Annotated in this window: 19 protein-coding genes; 8 read left to right on the forward strand and 11 right to left on the reverse strand. The window is 51.8% G+C overall.

What is annotated here, in order from left to right; all coding sequences use genetic code 11:
• Nucleotides 1-2: 2 nt before the first annotated feature.
• Nucleotides 3-461 carry an Lrp/AsnC family transcriptional regulator gene (locus HRQ87_RS08075; RefSeq protein ID WP_174137080.1) on the reverse strand — a complete coding sequence of 153 codons (459 nt, stop codon included), beginning with the start codon at nucleotides 459-461 and terminating at the stop codon, nucleotides 3-5.
• 134 nt (nucleotides 462-595) lie between these two features.
• Between HRQ87_RS08075 and hppD the strand changes: the two genes are divergently transcribed.
• Entirely contained in the window at nucleotides 596-1,696 is a 1,101-nt protein-coding gene (hppD, locus tag HRQ87_RS08080) for a 4-hydroxyphenylpyruvate dioxygenase (protein ID WP_174137082.1), read from the forward strand.
• Between the two features lie 6 nt (nucleotides 1,697-1,702).
• Here hppD and HRQ87_RS08085 read toward each other — a convergent pair whose 3' ends face one another.
• A complete protein-coding gene (locus HRQ87_RS08085) occupies nucleotides 1,703-3,808 on the reverse strand; it encodes a hypothetical protein (RefSeq protein ID WP_174137084.1) in 2,106 nt (701 codons plus the stop codon).
• 162 nt (nucleotides 3,809-3,970) lie between these two features.
• Between HRQ87_RS08085 and HRQ87_RS08090 the strand changes: the two genes are divergently transcribed.
• Nucleotides 3,971-4,660: an SIMPL domain-containing protein gene (locus tag HRQ87_RS08090; protein WP_174137087.1), complete on the forward strand. Its 690-nt coding sequence runs from the start codon at nucleotides 3,971-3,973 to the stop codon at nucleotides 4,658-4,660.
• A gap of 6 nt (nucleotides 4,661-4,666) precedes the next feature.
• On the opposite strand, the gene HRQ87_RS08095 is transcribed toward HRQ87_RS08090, so the two are convergent.
• The 4 genes from HRQ87_RS08095 to HRQ87_RS08110 all read right to left on the reverse strand — a co-directional run bounded on the left by HRQ87_RS08095 (nucleotide 4,667) and on the right by HRQ87_RS08110 (nucleotide 7,464).
• Nucleotides 4,667-5,299, reverse strand: coding sequence for a CAP domain-containing protein (locus HRQ87_RS08095; RefSeq protein WP_174137088.1), 633 nt, complete (start codon nucleotides 5,297-5,299; stop codon nucleotides 4,667-4,669).
• A gap of 81 nt (nucleotides 5,300-5,380) precedes the next feature.
• On the reverse strand, nucleotides 5,381-6,133 hold the full coding sequence (gene tpiA, locus HRQ87_RS08100; RefSeq protein ID WP_174137090.1) for a triose-phosphate isomerase: 753 nt from the start codon (nucleotides 6,131-6,133) through the stop codon (nucleotides 5,381-5,383).
• A 70-nt stretch (nucleotides 6,134-6,203) separates the two neighbouring features.
• Nucleotides 6,204-6,569 (reverse strand): HesB/IscA family protein, encoded by a 366-nt coding sequence (locus HRQ87_RS08105; protein ID WP_174137093.1) that lies wholly within the window; start codon nucleotides 6,567-6,569, stop codon nucleotides 6,204-6,206.
• 46 nt (nucleotides 6,570-6,615) lie between these two features.
• Nucleotides 6,616-7,464: a LysR family transcriptional regulator gene (locus HRQ87_RS08110; protein WP_174137095.1), complete on the reverse strand. Its 849-nt coding sequence runs from the start codon at nucleotides 7,462-7,464 to the stop codon at nucleotides 6,616-6,618.
• 89 nt (nucleotides 7,465-7,553) lie between these two features.
• On the opposite strand from HRQ87_RS08110, the gene HRQ87_RS08115 reads away from it, so the two are divergent.
• Nucleotides 7,554-7,718 (forward strand): hypothetical protein, encoded by a 165-nt coding sequence (locus tag HRQ87_RS08115; RefSeq protein WP_174137097.1) that lies wholly within the window; start codon nucleotides 7,554-7,556, stop codon nucleotides 7,716-7,718.
• A 9-nt stretch (nucleotides 7,719-7,727) separates the two neighbouring features.
• Here the strand turns inward: HRQ87_RS08115 and HRQ87_RS08120 are convergent, their stop codons facing one another.
• The 3 genes from HRQ87_RS08120 to gyrA all read right to left on the reverse strand — a co-directional run bounded on the left by HRQ87_RS08120 (nucleotide 7,728) and on the right by gyrA (nucleotide 11,853).
• A complete protein-coding gene (locus tag HRQ87_RS08120; protein ID WP_174137099.1) occupies nucleotides 7,728-8,090 on the reverse strand; it encodes an SUF system Fe-S cluster assembly protein in 363 nt (120 codons plus the stop codon).
• A 133-nt stretch (nucleotides 8,091-8,223) separates the two neighbouring features.
• Nucleotides 8,224-8,946, reverse strand: a complete 723-nt coding sequence (locus tag HRQ87_RS08125) for an outer membrane beta-barrel protein (RefSeq protein WP_174137101.1) — start codon at nucleotides 8,944-8,946, stop codon at nucleotides 8,224-8,226.
• 171 nt (nucleotides 8,947-9,117) lie between these two features.
• Entirely contained in the window at nucleotides 9,118-11,853 is a 2,736-nt protein-coding gene (gene gyrA, locus HRQ87_RS08130) for a DNA gyrase subunit A (RefSeq protein ID WP_174137103.1), read from the reverse strand.
• Between the two features lie 190 nt (nucleotides 11,854-12,043).
• Between gyrA and HRQ87_RS08135 the strand changes: the two genes are divergently transcribed.
• The gene (locus HRQ87_RS08135; protein ID WP_174137216.1) at nucleotides 12,044-12,313 is read left to right on the forward strand and encodes an usg protein; all 270 of its coding nucleotides are present in this window, start codon (nucleotides 12,044-12,046) and stop codon (nucleotides 12,311-12,313) included.
• 3 nt (nucleotides 12,314-12,316) lie between these two features.
• On the opposite strand, the gene HRQ87_RS08140 is transcribed toward HRQ87_RS08135, so the two are convergent.
• Entirely contained in the window at nucleotides 12,317-12,646 is a 330-nt protein-coding gene (locus tag HRQ87_RS08140; RefSeq protein ID WP_174137105.1) for a NirD/YgiW/YdeI family stress tolerance protein, read from the reverse strand.
• Nucleotides 12,647-12,670: 24 nt separating this feature from the next.
• Nucleotides 12,671-12,805, reverse strand: a complete 135-nt coding sequence (locus HRQ87_RS20475; protein WP_281356602.1) for a hypothetical protein — start codon at nucleotides 12,803-12,805, stop codon at nucleotides 12,671-12,673.
• Between the two features lie 254 nt (nucleotides 12,806-13,059).
• Between HRQ87_RS20475 and HRQ87_RS08145 the strand changes: the two genes are divergently transcribed.
• From HRQ87_RS08145 to HRQ87_RS08160, 4 genes are read left to right on the forward strand one after another with little or no spacing between them, the layout of a single operon-like run.
• Nucleotides 13,060-14,100 carry a TRAP transporter substrate-binding protein gene (locus tag HRQ87_RS08145; RefSeq protein ID WP_174137108.1) on the forward strand — a complete coding sequence of 347 codons (1,041 nt, stop codon included), beginning with the start codon at nucleotides 13,060-13,062 and terminating at the stop codon, nucleotides 14,098-14,100.
• Nucleotides 14,101-14,150: 50 nt separating this feature from the next.
• Nucleotides 14,151-15,404, forward strand: coding sequence for a flavin-dependent oxidoreductase (locus tag HRQ87_RS08150; protein ID WP_174137110.1), 1,254 nt, complete (start codon nucleotides 14,151-14,153; stop codon nucleotides 15,402-15,404).
• 11 nt (nucleotides 15,405-15,415) lie between these two features.
• On the forward strand, nucleotides 15,416-15,991 hold the full coding sequence (locus HRQ87_RS08155; protein ID WP_174137111.1) for a TRAP transporter small permease: 576 nt from the start codon (nucleotides 15,416-15,418) through the stop codon (nucleotides 15,989-15,991).
• Nucleotides 15,988-17,517, forward strand: a complete 1,530-nt coding sequence (locus HRQ87_RS08160) for a TRAP transporter large permease (RefSeq protein WP_174137113.1) — start codon at nucleotides 15,988-15,990, stop codon at nucleotides 17,515-17,517. Before HRQ87_RS08155 ends, HRQ87_RS08160 begins: the two co-directional genes overlap by 4 nt.

Genomic DNA, 17,517 nt, shown 5'->3' on the forward strand with positions numbered 1-17,517 from the left:
CCTTATACCGGCAAAGGCGCATCGGCCTTAAGCTGGTCCATCACGATCTGGCTTTGCACACGGGCCACAACGGGATTTGGTAAAATAATGTCGTGTATCAAAGTATTTAACGCCGAAAGATCATCGGCATAGACACGCAACAGGTAATCTGCTTCGCCGGTCAGGGTCCATGCGCCTGTGACTTCGGGTCGGGTGTTGATCATGCGCGCAAAGGTGCGGGCGCTTTCGGGGCCGTGCGCCTCTAGCTGGACTTGAATAAAGGCTTGGACGGTTAAGCCCAATTTGCGCGCATCCAGACGTGCTGCATAATGGTTGATGATGCCACAACTTTCCAACCGCTGTCGGCGCCGTCCAACTTGACTAGCCGACAGGTTCAGCATTTCGCTCAGCTCTTGCGCAGTCAGATGCGCGTTCTTTTGCAGCGCTGCAAGCAGGCGTTGATCTGTTTCATCCAATGTCATGCGGCGAATTCCCGATTTTGGATCATCACAAGCGTACTTGCCGCATTTTTCCTAACAATCATATGGTAAAACGCGCAAAAATCGCGGTTAATATGGCATATTTTTGTATAAAGCCGCTTTTTTAGGAGAATGCGATGGGCCCGTTCCCGCATGATGCGCCAAAATCAACGATTACGGATGAAAATCCAGCAGGAACTGATGGATTCGAATTTGTTGAGTTTGCTCATCCCAATCCAGATGAATTGCGCGCGCTTTTTACGAAAATGGGTTATGTGCACACCGCAACGCATAAAACCAAGGCAATTGAACTGTGGCAACAAGGCGATATCACTTATGTGTTAAACGATGAACCGGGCAGTCACGCGCGCGAATTTGTCGCTGAACATGGCCCATGCGCGCCGGCAATGGCGTGGCGCGTTGTGGATGCAAAACACGCTTTTGATCATGCTGTGGCCAAGGGCGCGACGCCCTATGAAGGGGTTGGCAAAACCATGGACGTGCCTGCGATTGTGGGTATTGGCGGGTCTTTGCTTTATTTCATCGATCAGTATTACGACAAAAACCCCTATAATGACGAATTCGATTGGTGTGATAACGCCCACCCCGAAGGTGTTGGTTTTTATTACCTGGATCATCTGACCCACAATGTTCATCAGGGAAATATGGATGTCTGGTTCAATTTTTATGGGGATTTATTCAATTTTCGCGAAATCCGCTTTTTCGATATCGCAGGCAAATATACGGCACTTTATTCGCGTGCGCTAACATCCCCCTGTGGCCGCATTCGCATTCCGATCAACGAAGATCGCAGTGAGAACGGGCAGATCGTCGAATATTTGCGCCGCTATAATGGGGAAGGCATTCAGCATATCGCAGTTGGGGCCAAAGATATTTATGCAGCGACAGATGCCATTGTAGATCGTGGTTTGAAGTTCATGCCAAAGCCGCCGCAAGCGTACTATGCCCAAAGCCACGACCGGGTCAAAGGCCATACAGAACCATTGGATCTGATGATGAAGCACGGCATTCTGATCGATGGTGAAGGCGTTGTTGGCGGTGGAGAAACACGTATTTTGTTGCAGATATTTTCCAAGACCGTTATCGGGCCGATCTTCTTTGAATTCATTCAAAGAAAAGGGGATGACGGCTTTGGCGAAGGCAACTTCAAGGCGCTGTTTGAATCTATTGAACAGGATCAGATTGATCGCGGTGTTTTGGGAACTGCTGCAAAATAATCGGGTCTAGTTTCCTGGCATTTGCAGGGCGATGTTGCGGCCACGTTTGACGTACCGCAATTCGCCATTGCCGATTGCGGTGACCTGACCGCCATCCAGCGTGTCGCCTACCGATACATTCACATACCGTCCGTTACGCAGCCGAACCAATGCTTCGCGTGATGATGGCTTGCCAAACACGCCGATCAGATTGATTTTTCGCAGATTGATCGCATCGGTCAATGTTGCGTTCCGCGCGACCGTTGCCCCAACCGGGCCTGAAGGCTGTGCAACGACGGGTGGCGGTGCTGCTGCTGTGACTTGAACATCAGGCTGGGTGTTTTGGGGCTGTGGCCTTGCGTTTTCGACAATGCGACCAAAGCCACTCGGTCGCGCACGCGGTTTCGGTGATCTGTTTACGGCCTGTGCTGAACCTGACAATGCTTCGGCGACAGCATTGTTAGTATCGGCGGCAAGATTATCCAAAACAACGGTCGATCCCAAAGATTGCGGTGCCTCAGGCGTAGGTATCGTTAGTGTTTCGGGGCGTGCCTGCGGGCGAAGCGTTGCAAGTTCGGCTAAAGTACGCCCGCCGTTTCCGGATCGTTCCGACTGATCGGTCAGATTTTCAGGGCGCAATCTGGGGCGGAATTGCGCCAATGGATCAACGGTATCGTCAAGGGCTGCGGTTTCTTCGCCTTCTTGATTTACTGTCTGATCGTCGCGAACCGGCGGAATAATAGGAGGGGAACCTGCGTAAACTGTTACGCCTTCTGGTGTCTGGGCACCTTCAGGTGTCGGTTCGACTAAATCTGTTGTTGTGGGCGATGTGTCTTGTTGGATGATATTTTCGGGATAGATCGGTCGCAAGGCGGCCAAGGCAACCGCATCTGATATCGTCACTTTCGGATCAATCGACGCGATATAGACGTCATTCAGATCATTGGGGGTGGGTTCAACAAAACGATCCGGCGTTTGTGTAAATGCCCGAACTGGATCACGTTCAATTTGTTGCGCAGGGATCGCGACAGGAATTCCCACCGCTGGCGATGCGGTATTATCCTGCGAAGCTGTGGGTTGTGCGTTTTCAGTATCGTTGGTTGTCCATAAACTGGCAAACGCCGTACGCCTATCTTCGTTGGCGAATACCACAGCAAGAATGGCCGAAAGACATAAAACCCCAACTAGGCTGGCAGCGATGTAAACAGACTGTTTGTTCGGTTGCGGCGCTTTGCGGGTGTTTAATGGGGCGCCAAAAACAGTTTTATCTGCCGGTGGTGTTTCGCCAACCGTGGGCGCGGTATCCGCAAGCGGTTCAGCGATAATGGGTGGCGGGGCAGGTGGTAATGTGGGCGCGTTGTTCTGCGCGATGTCCGTGTCCGGTTCATTTTCCACAACAACGGGGGCAGCTTCGTGGTCTGATACCTCTGTCGTATCTTGCGCAATGACAGCCGGCGTTTCGTCGTCATCAGCCAATATCGATGGGCCGATATCTTCGTCGTCATCGGTCAAGGGGCCATCCAGATCGGAAAACAGATTTTTCTGATCCTGATCATCTAATGTCTCTTCAATGATATTATCAGATGGGATGATCGCTTCAGCCGGAATTATCTGGTCAGGCTCAACATGATCGCCATCTTCCAGAATATCGTGTGAAAACTGTGTGGGGCCGAAAAACGGCTCGCCAGTATAAGTCTTTTGATCAGGATCTGATACAAAACTGACGGGATTGAACCCGTGTGCCACGGCAAAGCCTTCGGCCTCTTGCAGAGTTTGGCGTGCAACAGCTGCCACTTGAACAATATGATCTTGAACGACGAAATCAAAGGCCAGCTCATCCGTCTTATAGGGTGTTGCACCTTGCAGTTTTTCAATAGCGGATTGTTCGATACCTGACTGATCTGCTTCTGAAATATCAAATTCTAGATATTTTATCTGATCTTCTGGCAATATAAGTTTTGTCGTGACCGGACCGCGATCCAACGAAACAGCAAGGCTGTGCAACTCTGCCAGTTTTTCGCTTAGATCGATGTCTTCAACGTCAACATCACCCAAATCGTCCCACCCATCAGGCGTACGAGACAGTAATTTTATTTTGCCCACAGTAAGGGAAAGAGCAAAATTAGGTTTCATAAATCACATCACCTGTCGATGCAGGAAAGGGGTTCTTTTTTATCAACCAATCATTGATTAATAATTTATTACAGCAGGTTTTCGCCATGTGAAAGTATTTGCCAAGGAATAGGCGGCAAGATGCGTCATAAGAATAGTGAAAAATGAACGGAGATCACTGAAATGCGTGTTTTATATGCTATTTTTATTGCCTGTCTTGCTGCGCCATCGATCGCAGAGATAGACCGACACATTACTGTGACCGGCACTGCAGAAGTGTCTGCACAACCTGATATGGCGACAATACAGCTAGGGGTTGTCAAGGAGGCACAGGATGCCACACAAGCATTGAACGACAGTTCAGCGGTGATGACAGAGATGCTGGAAAAACTGGCCGCTGCCGGTGTTGAACCGCGCGATATTCAGACATCAGATCTTAGTCTGTCCCCAGTTTATTCCAGAAACAGTCTTGAACAGAATGAAGCCCCACGTATTACAGGGTTTCGCGCGTCGAACACGCTGCGCGTTCATGTTCGCGACATGGACAGCCTTGGAAACATCATTGGATTGGTAACCGATGGTGGCGCCAATCAGTTCTATGGGCTGACATTCGGTCTGCAGGATACCTCAACGGTTCTGGACCAAGCACGGCGCGAAGCAATCGCAAACGCGCGTTCCAAAGCAGACCTTTATGCCTTGGCGGCACAGGTTCAAGTTGGGTCCGTTCTGTCGATTTCTGAAATGACCCAAAACGCGCCATCCCCTTTTGCACGCATGGAAATGCAATCGATGGTCAGTGATAATGTGCCTGTTGCATCGGGCGAAATGCAATTTAGTGCGTCGATCAGCGTCACTTACGGCATTGCTGAATAAACCAGATTAACCCGCAAAGTTTTGCGTGGCAAAATATGCCCCGCAATTGCGGTACTTCGCATCGAACTGGATGGCAGTGCCCACATATTGGACATTGCTGTCCATGATATTGCGACGATGCGATGGCGAGTCGACCCATAATTTGACAATCCGTTTTGCCAAAGACGCATAGGTATGCGGGGGAATGCGCTGTCTGTTTGAAGTCTCAAAATGACAGTTTTGAACATTTTTCGGGTAATAAACCTGCCCGTTATCAATCAGAAACCGCTGAACGCTTGCGATGTTTTCGGATGCACGGGAAAATTTCCCGTATGTGCGGCGAATGCGCTGACCAATGTCGCGCTGTCCGCGTTGCGATGATGTATGGCTCAGCTTTTGATTTTTGGCCATCCACGCGCTGTGCCCATTGGCAGATTTCACCAGCGCCTGACTTCCACGCAGTGACTTGCGTCCATTGCGGCAGCGATAGTAATTGACCTCGGCCAACACGGCCTTGTTGAACAATGATTGATTGATCCGCGATGTTGGTACAACCTTATCTGCGCCGCGTGGCATATTCGGCCTTTGGCACGCCTCTGCCATGCTGGCACCCAAAGTCGCAAAACTTAAAATCACTACAATAAACAACCCGCGCAGCATCGCATTCTCCAAAACTTAGACAGGCAGTATACTTGGTTTTCCTAAGAAAACATCAAAAATCCTGCGGTCTTTATCAAGATGTCAGTTTGCCTCTTGCAATGCATTGATAATCGGCGAAAAATCGTCTGCTTTCAGGGATGCCCCGCCGACCAAAGCACCGTCAACGTTTGAGACATCAAAGATATCACCGGCATTTGATGCCTTGACTGACCCGCCATAAAGCAAACGCACAGATCGACCCACGCCGGACCCAAACCGGCGCTCTAGGCGGGTGCGGATCAGGTCGTGAACCTCGCCTATGTCGTCCAATCCGGGGACTTTTCCAGTGCCAATTGCCCAGACGGGTTCATACGCAACGACCAGATTTTCGCCCGTCGCGTTATCCGGGATCGATCCGGCCAATTGGCCGACGATGATATCAAGCGTATTCGCCGCCTCGCGCTGTTCCAAGGTTTCGCCGATGCACACAATAGCCTTCAGGTTGGCCCGCCAGGCGGCTTTTGTCTTGATCCGCACCTGATCGTTGGTTTCCCTATGATCTGTGCGTCGTTCAGAATGGCCAACGATCACATAAGACGCCCCGCAATCAGCCAGCATTTCCGCCGAAACATCCCCTGTATGTGCGCCTGAAACATCCGCATGACAATCCTGACCGCCTGCGAATATCGGTGCATTGCCAATAGAGTGCATCATTTTGTGAAGCAGCGTCGCAGGGGGGCACAGTACGATGTCAATGCTTGGATTTGTGTGGTCGGATTTAAGCTTTTCCACCTGATCCAGCGCGGCAGACGTGCCGTTCATTTTCCAGTTTCCGGCAACAAGTTTGCGGCGCATGTGTCATTCTCCTGCAAGGGTCACGGATTGAATGACAAGCTAAACGTGCCGCGTCAAGGCTTGCAAAACTTTAGATATCAGCGGTCAGCTTTTCATCAAACTTGATGGATTCGCCGCAGCCACAGGCATCGGTCACATTGGGATTACGAAACTTGAAACCTGATTCCAACAGGCTGATTTCGTAATCAATTTCTGTGCCGAACAAAAACATCTGCGCCATCGGGGCAATCATCACACGTGCGCCATCCTGTTCGACGACTTCATCCATCGGGTCCACAGATGTGACATATTCCATAGTGTATTCCATGCCTGCACAGCCCCCTTTTTTGACGCCAATGCGAAGACCCTGATGGCTGTCCTTTTCCATCAGTTTTGCGATTTGCTTGGCGGCCGCAGATGTGATCGAAACGGCTTGCTTGCCCGGAATGGAAAACATTGTGATGCTCCTTCAATGCTTAATCTAAGGGACGTGCGGCGCAGTCTCAAGCCCTTGTGAGGGATGTTCTTGGCATTCGGCTGGTTAAAAACCGTTGAAGGGCGTTCAATGCATGGCGTACGGCGGGTTCATGTCGTCCTTCGTGATGACTGACAAGCCATTGTTCAGATTGTAATTCTTTAATTGTATCAGTTAGTTGAATAAGATTTTTGAACGTGAAGCCCACAAATGTCGGTAGCACGATACGCCCAATACCAGCCTGCGCCATGGCCAAGGCCAGTCTTGGATCATTTGCTGTGGTTTGAACCTGATCGCCATGATGTTTTTGCACCCATCTGGCCGAGGGCGTTGTGGGGGCATCATCACTGGTGCCAATCCATGCGGTCACATCAGCGGATGTGGCATAAACCGCGAAGTTGACATCGGATGTTTTACGACCGGCCAGCCAAGGTTGTTCAGGGCGGCGATTGCGGATGCCGATGTCAATCTCGCGCCTGGCGATGTCCATATCAAGGTTGCACTGCAGGAATTCAGGTACCCAATCACAGTCTGTCTGCCAGAATTCTTGAAGGTTATCAGCCAGTTGCAATGCGGTCCATGTGCCTGCTGATATGCGTACGCGGGTCGGGCCAGACTTTTGCTGTTGCCATTGTGTGATGCCTGCGGCGGCCAGTTCCATCTGTTCGGTTTTGGCCAGTAAGGCCCGCCCGTCGGGTGTCATAGTATAGCCGCCGGATCCACGGAGGAAAAGTCTGCGGCCCAGATTAGCCTCTAGTGCGGTCATACGGCGACTAAGCGTCGCAGGGCTTGAGCTTGTTGATTGCGCCGCAGGGCCCAAAGCGCCCGCACGCGCCACGGCTGCAAAAAGCGCAAGATCATCCCAGGGTAATTTCATTTTCATATTTGAAAATATACTTTCTGAGTTGGTTCTAGGCAAGTCAGGGCGTTTTTCACTATTTATCAGATATAAACAAGGGGATTACTATGGATCATACATATATCGTTCACCATAAGGATTGTCAGTTTTGTATGTCAGGTTATGAAAAAGAACTGTTATGTTTTGCAAAAATGAAATCCGAATTGCAGAAAGAAAAACGCCGCCAGCAATGGTCAAACATGCGGCGGCGGGTATTTTTCTGGCTGGGTTGAGCAGTGGGGTTACATGAACCCCAGCTCAAGTCGGGCTTCGTCGGACATCATATCCATACCCCAGGGCGGTTCCCAAGTCAGTTGTACATCAACCTGTTTGACACCCGCAAGTGGCTCGATTGCTTCGGCGACCCATCCTGGCATTTCGCCCGCAACGGGACAGCCTGGTGCTGTCAGTGTCATCATCACGGTTACTTCGTTTTCGTCATTAATTTCAATGGTATAGACCAGACCCAAGTCATAGATGTTGACTGGTATTTCGGGGTCATAGACACTTCGACAGGCTTCGACAATGTTGTCATACAAGGCGTGATCCGTTGATGATGGCTTGATAAGTGGCGTGCCTTCAAGGGCGGGGGTGGCCTGTGTCATGGTGCTGCCTTTCCGATTACTTGATAAAAGATATAAGGAATGGCAGCCCAGACGTCCAGAGGTGCGTCACATCCTATTTTGTATAAATTTTACACGTGTTTTGTACAAAAAACTTTGTACAAAACAGCCCAATTTACAAATTAGGAATGCTTTCGAAGACACTGCGTGTGCTGAAAGTCGTGCCGTTGTTCGGGCCAAACGTCAGTGATGCGCCAATCTGAACATAAGGTTCATCGGCATCATTGCCATCGGCGTCCAGTTCAAACTGCCCGACTTTTGCAAAAATCTTGGCACGGTTTTCAAATTCATACGCCAGCCCAATCGCTAGCCTGCGTCCTTTAACATCACGGCCATCGATAAATGTGCGATCAAAATCACCGAAAACCGATACCGCGTCGGTCAGGGCAAAGTCGCCTTGAAGGCCAAAAAACGTGGCTGTGTCACCATCTTCGTGGTACTGGCCGAAATACCATTCCGTGTCGAGCCGCCCCAAGTTATAGGCGCCTTCAAGTCCGAACAAAGTCGTGTTGTCATCATCTGACTGCAGGCCATAATCAAACCCAGCAAATAAACCGAACGAGAAATAATCGCTGACGTCATAGATGGTGTGCAGCATGACGTTTTCGGTGTTGTCGTCGAATGTATAGCCGTCATAGATATTTGCGTCGATTTGGAATGACAGCCGTTTGGACAGGCCGATTTCAACCGATCCATACAGCTGATTGTATCCCAAGTCGCTGTCGTCGGTCAGGGCAAAGGTGCTGACGCCAATTTCAGCCCCATCAAACTGTTGCGCATTGACCGAAGCAGCCATGATGCCGAACGTAGACAAAAATACAAAGAATGGTTTGATCATTACTAATCTCACAGAATATCGGACTTGTTACAGTATATAGTAACCTGACAAGGTCCATCAGACCATTGTCAGATATTTTTTGCTTTGTTCAAGATGCATGAAAAACACTTAATGCGGGGCTGCGAATTGCGAAAAGCCCAAAAGGGCTGATCTACAATTCGCTTTCCGGTCTTAGACTTCGGTCTCGTCTGCCTCGTCTTCTTCAGGGTCTTCGGCGATCCAGGCCACCGATACGACCACTTCCTTTTTGGCTGTATTGAACACTTTCACGCCACCTGCGCTGCGCGAGCGGAACGAAATACCATCAATGGGCACACGGATGGATTGGCCTTGTGATGTGACAAGCATGATCTGATCGTGAATGTCGACCGGGAAGGATGTCACAATCTCACCCCCGCGCATGGCTTTGTCCATCGCGGCCACACCCATCCCGCCGCGTCCGCGGACGGGGTAATCATGGCTGGAACTCAGCTTGCCAGACCCGCTTTTGGTGATTGTCAGGATCAGATCTTCGGCCGCAGACATTTCGGCATAGCGTTCGGGTGACAGGGCCACATCGGCAACGGCCTCTTCGTCATTTTCCGTCTCTTCTGTCACACCTGCCACAGCGCGGCGCATTTTCAGATAGGCAGCGCGTTCTTCGGCCGTGGCGTTAAAATGGCGGATCACGGCCATAGACACCACATGGGCGTCATTCGTCAGCCGAACACCGCGAACCCCGGTTGAATCGCGCCCCTTAAAGACGCGCACATCAGTGCTGCGAAAACGGATCGCGCGACCCGAGTTGGTGACCAGCATCACATCATCATCTTCGGATGTGATACGCGCGTTCACCAATTCGACGCCTTCGGGCAGTTTCATGGCAATCTTGCCGTTGGCGCGCACATTGGTGAAATCTGAAAGCGCATTGCGGCGCACATCACCGGCCGTCGTGGCAAACACCACTTGAAGGTCGGACCATTCCGCTTCGTCGCGATCCACAGGCATGATGGCGGCGACCGACACACCGGGCGGGATCGGAAGGATGTTGACGATGGCCTTGCCTTTGGACGTGCGGCTGCCAAGTGGTAAACGCCATGTCTTGAGTTTATAAACCATGCCTTCGGTCGTGAAGAACAAAAGCTGGGTGTGTGTGTTGGCCACGAACAGGGTCGTGACGACGTCCTCTTCCTTGGTTTGCATGCCACCCACGCCTTTGCCGCCACGACGTTGCGCGCGGAAATCGGCAAGCGGGGTACGTTTGATGTACCCACCCGAGGTAACGGTCACGACCATGTCTTCGCGTTCGATCAGGTCTTCATCTTCCATATCGCCGGACCAGTCGACGATTTCGGTGCGACGTGGGACGGCAAACAGGTCTTTCACTTCGCGCAGTTCATCGGCGATGATGCCCATGATCCGGTCGCGCGACCGCAGGATGTCCAGATATTCAGTAATCTTGCCAGCCAGTTCTTCCAACTCGTCGGTGATTTCCTTGACGCCCATCGCGGTCAGACGCTGCAGGCGCAGTTCCAGAATGGCGCGGGCCTGAATTTCAGACAGATTATAGCTGCCGTCTTCGTTGACCTTATGGGTCGGATCATCAATCAGCTTGATATAAGGAATGATGTCATTGGCTGGCCAGCGCCGGGTCATCAGCCGTTCGCGCGCTTCAGCCGGATCCGCCGAGCTGCGGATGGTGGCGACGATTTCATCGACGTTTGACACGGCCACGGCCAAGCCACACAGGATATGACTGCGTTCGCGCGCTTTGCGCAGGTTAAAGGCAGTGCGGCGGGCGACGACCTCTTCCCGGAATGAGATGAAATAGGTCAGGAATTTGCGCAGTGTCAGCTGTTCAGGTCGGCCACCATTCAGGGCCAGCATGTTACAACCAAAGTATGTCTGCATCGGGGTAAAGCGGAATAGTTGGTTTAGCACCACATCCGGCGTCGCATCGCGTTTCAGTTCGACCACCACGCGCACACCGTTGCGATCAGATTCGTCCTGAACGTGAGAAATGCCTTCGATCTTTTTCTCGCGCACCTGTTCGGCGATTTTTTCAATCATCGAGGCTTTGTTCACCTGATAGGGGATTTCGTCCAGGATGATCGCATAGCGGTCTTTGCGGATTTCTTCGATCCGGGTCTTTGCGCGGATAATCACGCTACCGCGCCCTTCAAGATACGCTTTTCGTGCGCCAGCGCGGCCCAGCATGATGCCGCCCGTTGGAAAATCAGGGCCGGGCACATAGTCGATCAGGTCTTCGGTCGTCAGATCGGGGTTTTCGATCAGGGCCAATGTGGCATCAATCACCTCGCCCAGGTTATGGGGCGGTATGTTGGTGGCCATACCAACGGCGATACCAGCGGCACCATTGACCAGCATGTTCGGAAAACGTGCGGGCAGAACGGTGGGTTCGCGGTCCTTGCCGTCGTAATTATCTTGAAAATCAACCGTTTCTTTTTCGATATCTGCCAGAAGGGACGCGGCGGGCTTGTCCATCCGTACTTCGGTATAGCGCATGGCGGCGGCATTATCGCCATCCATCGACCCAAAGTTACCTTGCCCGTCCAAAAGCGGCAGCGACATCGAAAAATCCTGTGCCATCCGCACCAGGGCGTCATAAATCGCACTGTCGCCATGCGGGTGGTATTTACCCATGACGTCGCCGACAGGCCGCGCGGATTTGCGATAGGACTTATCGTGCGTGTTGCCCGTTTCGTGCATCGCATACAAAATGCGTCGGTGCACAGGCTTCAGGCCGTCACGCAGATCGGGGATGGCACGGCTGACGATGACCGACATGGCGTAATCCAGATAAGATGTTTTCATCTCATCTGTGATTGAAATTACCGGGCCATCATGCACCGCGCGTTCAGGTGTGTTTTCGTCATCGTTTTCAGGGGTTTCGGGGGTATCGTTCACTATTTCCGCCGTTCTTACTGCTATACGCTATATTTTGTTATGTGTCGTATATCAGACCACAGATGCTGCGTGCAATGGTTCTAATGCCTGATTATCAGCAGCCAAGGCAAACCAGTGATAACATATTGTTTTTATTGAAATTTAAATCTTTTTCAGGTTGAATTTTACAAGGCAAAAATAAAAAGGAGATATCATGCGTTCCGAGACCGAGCTTATGTTGCGTGGATACGGGCTGACGACGGCGGAATTTTTCTATCGTATGCCTGACCATCTAAATGTCTTGAATACCTTTGTCTGGCAGGACTATGATCTGGCCCCCGACCATCCCAAACTCTTTAAATTCATTGAGTTCTGGCAAGATGAGATCGAGGGGCCACTGCATTCGGTACGTTTTGTTCATCGCAAGGAACTAAGCGATGGTGAGTGGAGGCATGTTACCGGCGAATTTACCGTTCACTAAGCTTTATTCATAGTTGCGATCAAAGCTGACTGTTTCACCGGAGGGCAATTGCATCTGGCGGGCATAAATTTCCAGACGCAAGTCATCATCAACAAAACCCGTCACAGTGACCTGATCACCCGCGTTGGCTGGTACTATGTTGGGGCCAATATAGACTTTTACACTGCCTGTATCATCAGACATGCGAAATTCGTCTTCGTCCAACAGGCGGTCTATTGTACCTGATACCGTCACATTGCTGTTGCGCTTCAGGTCCCCAATTGGGGTGATATCAGCGAAGACAGCAGTGATGGGAAGCAAAAGGGCTGTTGTGGCGATAAGTAAGGTTTTCATATTGTCCTCATACGTCTGGGTTAGTTAATCGAGTGCGATCAATAGTAAAACGATGGCCGCAGCCCCCGCAGATGCGACAACCCAACCGGGCGCAGTTATGGTCACATTTGACGTCAGCCAGGCTTTGATTTTTTCGGTTTTGATGGTCATTTCCTTCATATCAGGTCTCCTTTCATAATCCTGTGCATTTTACTTGGGTATTGGCCGCGGAGGATACAATTATGACCCGTGGAAATGATCCGTTTTCCGCTTATTGTTTGCCGTAAGCAGAAAACAAAAACCTTAAAATAGTTGACGTAGCCAATTATCTTCGTACGCTTCATTATGATACAAATTTACTTGCCAGCATGTGGCTACTCTGATCTGACTTTGCTGGACACAATAAAAAGACTGTCATCCGTGGGAGGAAAACAATGAATAGATTTTTAAGATCGGCCTTGGCCGGTGCGTTTATCGCAGGGCTTGGTGCCGGGGTCGTTATGGCGCAAGAGGTCACATTACGGTGCCAGCACTTCCTGTCGCCCAAGGCATCCATTCCGGCGGGATTTATCACGCCATGGGCTGAAAAGATCGAAGCTGAGTCCGGCGGGCGTATCAAAGTTGAAATTTACCCGTCAATGCAGCTTGGGGGCAAGCCGCCAGAGCTTTATGACCAGATGCGCGACGGCGTGATTGACTGTGGCTGGGCACTACCTGCCTATAACCCTGGCCGTTTTCCTGAGGCCGAAGTGTTCGAATTGCCTTTTATGACCTCGATGAGTGCGGAAGGATCATCCAAGGCGCTGTGGGAATTCTATGACAAATACATGCAAGAGCGGTTTGGTGATATCAAAGTCATGGCTATCCATCTGCATGGACCGGGTATCATCCACACAAAGGGTGATCCGGTCACAAGTCTGACCGATTTTCAAGGGCTGAAGTTACGCGGGCCGTCACGACAGGCTAATGCCTTGTTGGAAGCCGTTGGGGCAACAACGGTGGGTATCCCCGTGCCTGCGTTCCCCGAAGCATTAAGCAAAGGCATCGTGGACGGCGGCGTTATCCCATGGGAGGTGGTGCCACCGCTGAAAGTGCATGAACTGGCCAACAGCCATACCCAGATCAGTGGGGACCGCGCGCTTTACAACACGGTGTTTGTCTGGGGCATGAACAAAGCCAAATACGATAGTTTGCCCGATGACCTGAAAGCTGTGATTGACGCAAATTCAGGTCTTGAAACATCGGCCTGGGCGGGGCGTGCGATGGACGAAGGTGACACGGTTGGTGAAAAAGTCGTGGCCGATCGCGGCAATAGAATCCACACCTTAAGCGATGATATCGTCACTGAATTGAAGGTGATTGGTGATGATCTAACTGCCAAATGGATCGCTGAGGCATCTTCGAAAGGGTTGGATGCGCAAACCATGGTTGATGATGCACGCGCAATGGTCGCCAAGCATTCTGACGGCATGTAAAGACTAAGGCCGCCCCGGCCACTGCACCGGGGCCTCTTTTTGGATTTCTTATGACTGTTTTAATCGCAGGGGCCGGAATTGCGGGGCTGACCTTGGGGCTGTCACTGCATCAGGTCTGTATTCCGTTTCGCATTTTTGAAGCTGTGCGTGATATCAAACCACTGGGTGTTGGCATCAATCTGCAACCCCATGCAGTGCGCGAATTCTTTGAGTTGGGGCTGGAAGACCGTCTGGATCAGATTGGATTGCGCACCGAAGAAGTCGCGTATTTTTCCGCCCATGGCCAGTTGATCTGGCGCGAACCGCGCGGGGCATTGGCGGGGTATAACTGGCCGCAGTATTCCTTGCATCGTGGCGGGTTGCAGATGTTGCTGTATCAAACTGTGCTTGATCGTTGTGGCGACGTGATCGCAACAGGGCAGGCGGTGGATCACTGGCGCGAGACAGCTCAAGGCATTACCATCAGCCTGACGGATCGCAAAACCAGTGCGGCACTTGGCACAGTGCATGGCCAGGTTCTGGTCGCGGCGGATGGTATTAATTCGACGCTGCGGGCGGGGCTTTATCCAGACGAAGGTCCGGCCAAATGGGGCGGCACAATGATGTGGCGCGGTGTGACCCGTGGTCCGCGTTTTCTGACAGGTCGCAGCGTTACGATGACGGGACGTAAGGACGCGAAATTTGTGGCCTATCCCATTGCTGATGATGGCGATGGATCCGTGATCAACTGGATCGCTGATCTGACGATGCCGCCTGATTATAATTGGGCGAAACAGGATTGGAACCGCGCAGGTGTTCTTGCGGATTTCCTGCCGACCTTTCAGGACTGGTCCTTTGATTGGCTGGACATCCCCGCGATTATTCAAAATGCCGAACAGATCTATGAATATCCGATGGTCGATCGGGATCCATTGGACCGATGGACACATGGGCCGATGACATTGCTGGGGGATGCCGCGCATGCCATGTATCCGATTGGATCTAACGGCGCATCACAAGCCGTTTTGGACGCACGCATTCTGGCGCGCGAATTCCAGGACAAGGGTATCGGGGCTGGGGCCCTGGCTGCTTATGAGGCTGACCGCCGACCCAAAGTAAACCAGCTTGTGTTGACAAACCGCGGCGATGGCCCCGATAAAATTCTGGACATTGTCCATGCACGTGCACCAAACGGATTTACAGATATTGATCAGATTATGTCGCTTAGCGAACGACAAGCCTTTGCGGATGGATATAAAGCTGTGGCAGGAATGGACATAGACGCGCTGAATGCGCGCGCGCCGTTGATCGCGGTGGCAGGATAAGAGGCAGGCAGATGGCATTGGCAAAAGCCACGCAGGAACGCGTTGGTGTTGGGATTGAGATCGTAGCGCGCTGGTTTGCCTATACGGGCGGATTGATACTGGCGTGCATGGCGGTGATGACGGTTGTATCCATCATAGGCCGCAGTGCTTTTTCTCAAGGGATCCCCGGTGATTACGAACTGGTCGAACATGGCTGCGCGCTGGCGGTTTTTCTGTTTTTGCCACTTTGCCAGTTAAAGCGCGGCCATGTCACGGTTGATATTCTGGTCGATGCGTTTCCTGCGCGGATCAAGGCGCTGTTCGGGTTTTTGGGGGATTTGCTGATTGCTGTGGCTGCCGTTGTGATCTTGCGGCAGTTTTGGTTTGGATTTGGGGAAAAGGTGCCCTTTGGCAGTGATGCGGTGCGCAATGCGCTGGGTATGGGGTACAAACCGTTTTTCCCCGAAACGACCTATGAATTGGAAATTCCGATCTGGATGTTATACGGTGCTGCACTTTTGGGTGCCGTCCTGTTTGTCATTGTCAGCCTTTACACCGTCTGGCGCAGTCTCAACTGGGTACTGGACGGGCGCGAGGGCACACTATGATCGACGTTGCCATCATTGCCTTTGTTATAATGCTGATCGGTATTTTCTTGCGGGTTCCGATTGCACTGGCCATGGGGCTGACTGGTTTTTTCGGCAGCTGGTACGTGATGGGCACGCCAAATGCGTCGCTGTCACAGTTGAAAACCCAAGCCTATACGACGTTTGCATCGCAAAGTCTTGCCATTGTGCCGTTGTTTCTGCTGATGGGGCAGTTGGCCACAAAAACCGGTATGAGTGCGGCGTTGTTTAATGCCGCCAGCGACTGGCTTGGGCACCGTAAGGGCGGCATTGCCATGGCGTCGGTCGGGGCCTGTGCGGGCTTTGGTGCGATTTGCGGGTCGTCATTGGCAACAGCGTCGACAATGGGGCAGGTGGCTTTGCCCGAAATGCGCAGACGTGGGTATTCCGACAGCTTAAGCACGGGCGTTCTGGCCGCAGGTGGGACATTGGGCATTCTGATCCCGCCGTCCATCATTTTGGTAATCTATGCCATCCAGGCCGAAGCGAACATCGAACACATGTTCGCCGCCGCCCTGATCCCCGGTTTGGTGGCTGCTGCCGGATATCTGATCACAGTGGCGATTTATGTGCGTGTCAAACCGAGGTCTGCCACATCGGCTGATCGTATCCCATACCGTGACCGGTTCCGCACTTTGGCGCAAACCTGGCCTGTAATCGCGATTTTCGGTCTGACCATGGGCGGGCTGATCGGGGATTGGAACTGGGTGAAGCCCGGATCGCAGGCACTGTTCACACCTAATGAAGCCGCCGCATTCGGGGCGACCTCAACCGCGTTTTATGGCATCGTCACGCGGCGCTTGGGCTGGTCTGCATTCCTACAAGCGATCATTGAAACGGCCAAGGCCACGGGCATGATCTTTTTCATCCTGCTGGGCGCCGAGATCTTCAAAGGCTTTTTGGCGCGTACCCGCACGCCGGATTTTTTGGCCGATTGGGTCATGACCCAAGGCTTTACGCCGATTATGGTGCTGACGGTAATGCTATTGTGTTATTTGATTTTCGGCTGTGTGATGGACAGCCTGTCGATGATCCTGCTGACCATCCCGATTTTCCTGCCGATCATCGAGGCACTGGATTTCGGACTTGTTACGTTGGAAATGCTGCAAAACGAAGCCGCGTGGGAGGTTTTGCGATCTGACATGGTGGCCGCCTTGCCGCCTGATCTGGTGCAATCTGTGCAATCTGCGTTGCGCGATGGGGCACCTTTGACAGCAAGTCAAATGGACGGTCTGGGCGTGAACATTACAGATAGTATGTTCGAGTCTGCCAAACGCGATGCAGCATTGATCTGGTTTGGTATCTTGGCGCTGATCGTTGTGGAGGTCGGGTTGATCACGCCGCCAGTGGGAATGAATTTGTTCATTATCAACGGCGTTGCGCGGGATATTCCGATTTCCAAGACATACTGGGGTGTTGCGCCCTTTGTTGCATCCGATCTGGTGCGTGTGGTGCTTTTGGTATCATTTCCCGCGATCACGCTTTGGCTGGTCAATATACTGTTCTGA

This window comes from Parasulfitobacter algicola (assembly GCF_013315265.1).
Taxonomy (GTDB): Bacteria; Pseudomonadota; Alphaproteobacteria; order Rhodobacterales; family Rhodobacteraceae; genus Parasulfitobacter; species Parasulfitobacter algicola.

Coding starts and splice junctions, on each gene's coding strand:
- HRQ87_RS08105 (WP_174137093.1), bottom strand. CDS start 6,569: ATGTTTTCCATTCCGGGCAAGCAAGCCGTTTCGATCACATCTGCGGCC.
- HRQ87_RS08125 (WP_174137101.1), bottom strand. CDS start 8,946: ATGATCAAACCATTCTTTGTATTTTTGTCTACGTTCGGCATCATGGCT.
- HRQ87_RS08160 (WP_174137113.1), top strand. CDS start 15,988: ATGATCGACGTTGCCATCATTGCCTTTGTTATAATGCTGATCGGTATT.
- HRQ87_RS08095 (WP_174137088.1), bottom strand. CDS start 5,299: ATGCTGCGCGGGTTGTTTATTGTAGTGATTTTAAGTTTTGCGACTTTG.
- HRQ87_RS08140 (WP_174137105.1), bottom strand. CDS start 12,646: ATGAAAACCTTACTTATCGCCACAACAGCCCTTTTGCTTCCCATCACT.
- hppD (WP_174137082.1), top strand. CDS start 596: ATGGGCCCGTTCCCGCATGATGCGCCAAAATCAACGATTACGGATGAA.
- tpiA (WP_174137090.1), bottom strand. CDS start 6,133: ATGCGCCGCAAACTTGTTGCCGGAAACTGGAAAATGAACGGCACGTCT.
- HRQ87_RS08120 (WP_174137099.1), bottom strand. CDS start 8,090: ATGACACAGGCCACCCCCGCCCTTGAAGGCACGCCACTTATCAAGCCA.
- HRQ87_RS08090 (WP_174137087.1), top strand. CDS start 3,971: ATGCGTGTTTTATATGCTATTTTTATTGCCTGTCTTGCTGCGCCATCG.
- HRQ87_RS08075 (WP_174137080.1), bottom strand. CDS start 461: ATGACATTGGATGAAACAGATCAACGCCTGCTTGCAGCGCTGCAAAAG.
- HRQ87_RS08155 (WP_174137111.1), top strand. CDS start 15,416: ATGGCATTGGCAAAAGCCACGCAGGAACGCGTTGGTGTTGGGATTGAG.
- HRQ87_RS08150 (WP_174137110.1), top strand. CDS start 14,151: ATGACTGTTTTAATCGCAGGGGCCGGAATTGCGGGGCTGACCTTGGGG.
- HRQ87_RS08115 (WP_174137097.1), top strand. CDS start 7,554: ATGGATCATACATATATCGTTCACCATAAGGATTGTCAGTTTTGTATG.
- HRQ87_RS20475 (WP_281356602.1), bottom strand. CDS start 12,805: ATGAAGGAAATGACCATCAAAACCGAAAAAATCAAAGCCTGGCTGACG.
- HRQ87_RS08145 (WP_174137108.1), top strand. CDS start 13,060: ATGAATAGATTTTTAAGATCGGCCTTGGCCGGTGCGTTTATCGCAGGG.
- HRQ87_RS08085 (WP_174137084.1), bottom strand. CDS start 3,808: ATGAAACCTAATTTTGCTCTTTCCCTTACTGTGGGCAAAATAAAATTA.
- HRQ87_RS08110 (WP_174137095.1), bottom strand. CDS start 7,464: ATGAAATTACCCTGGGATGATCTTGCGCTTTTTGCAGCCGTGGCGCGT.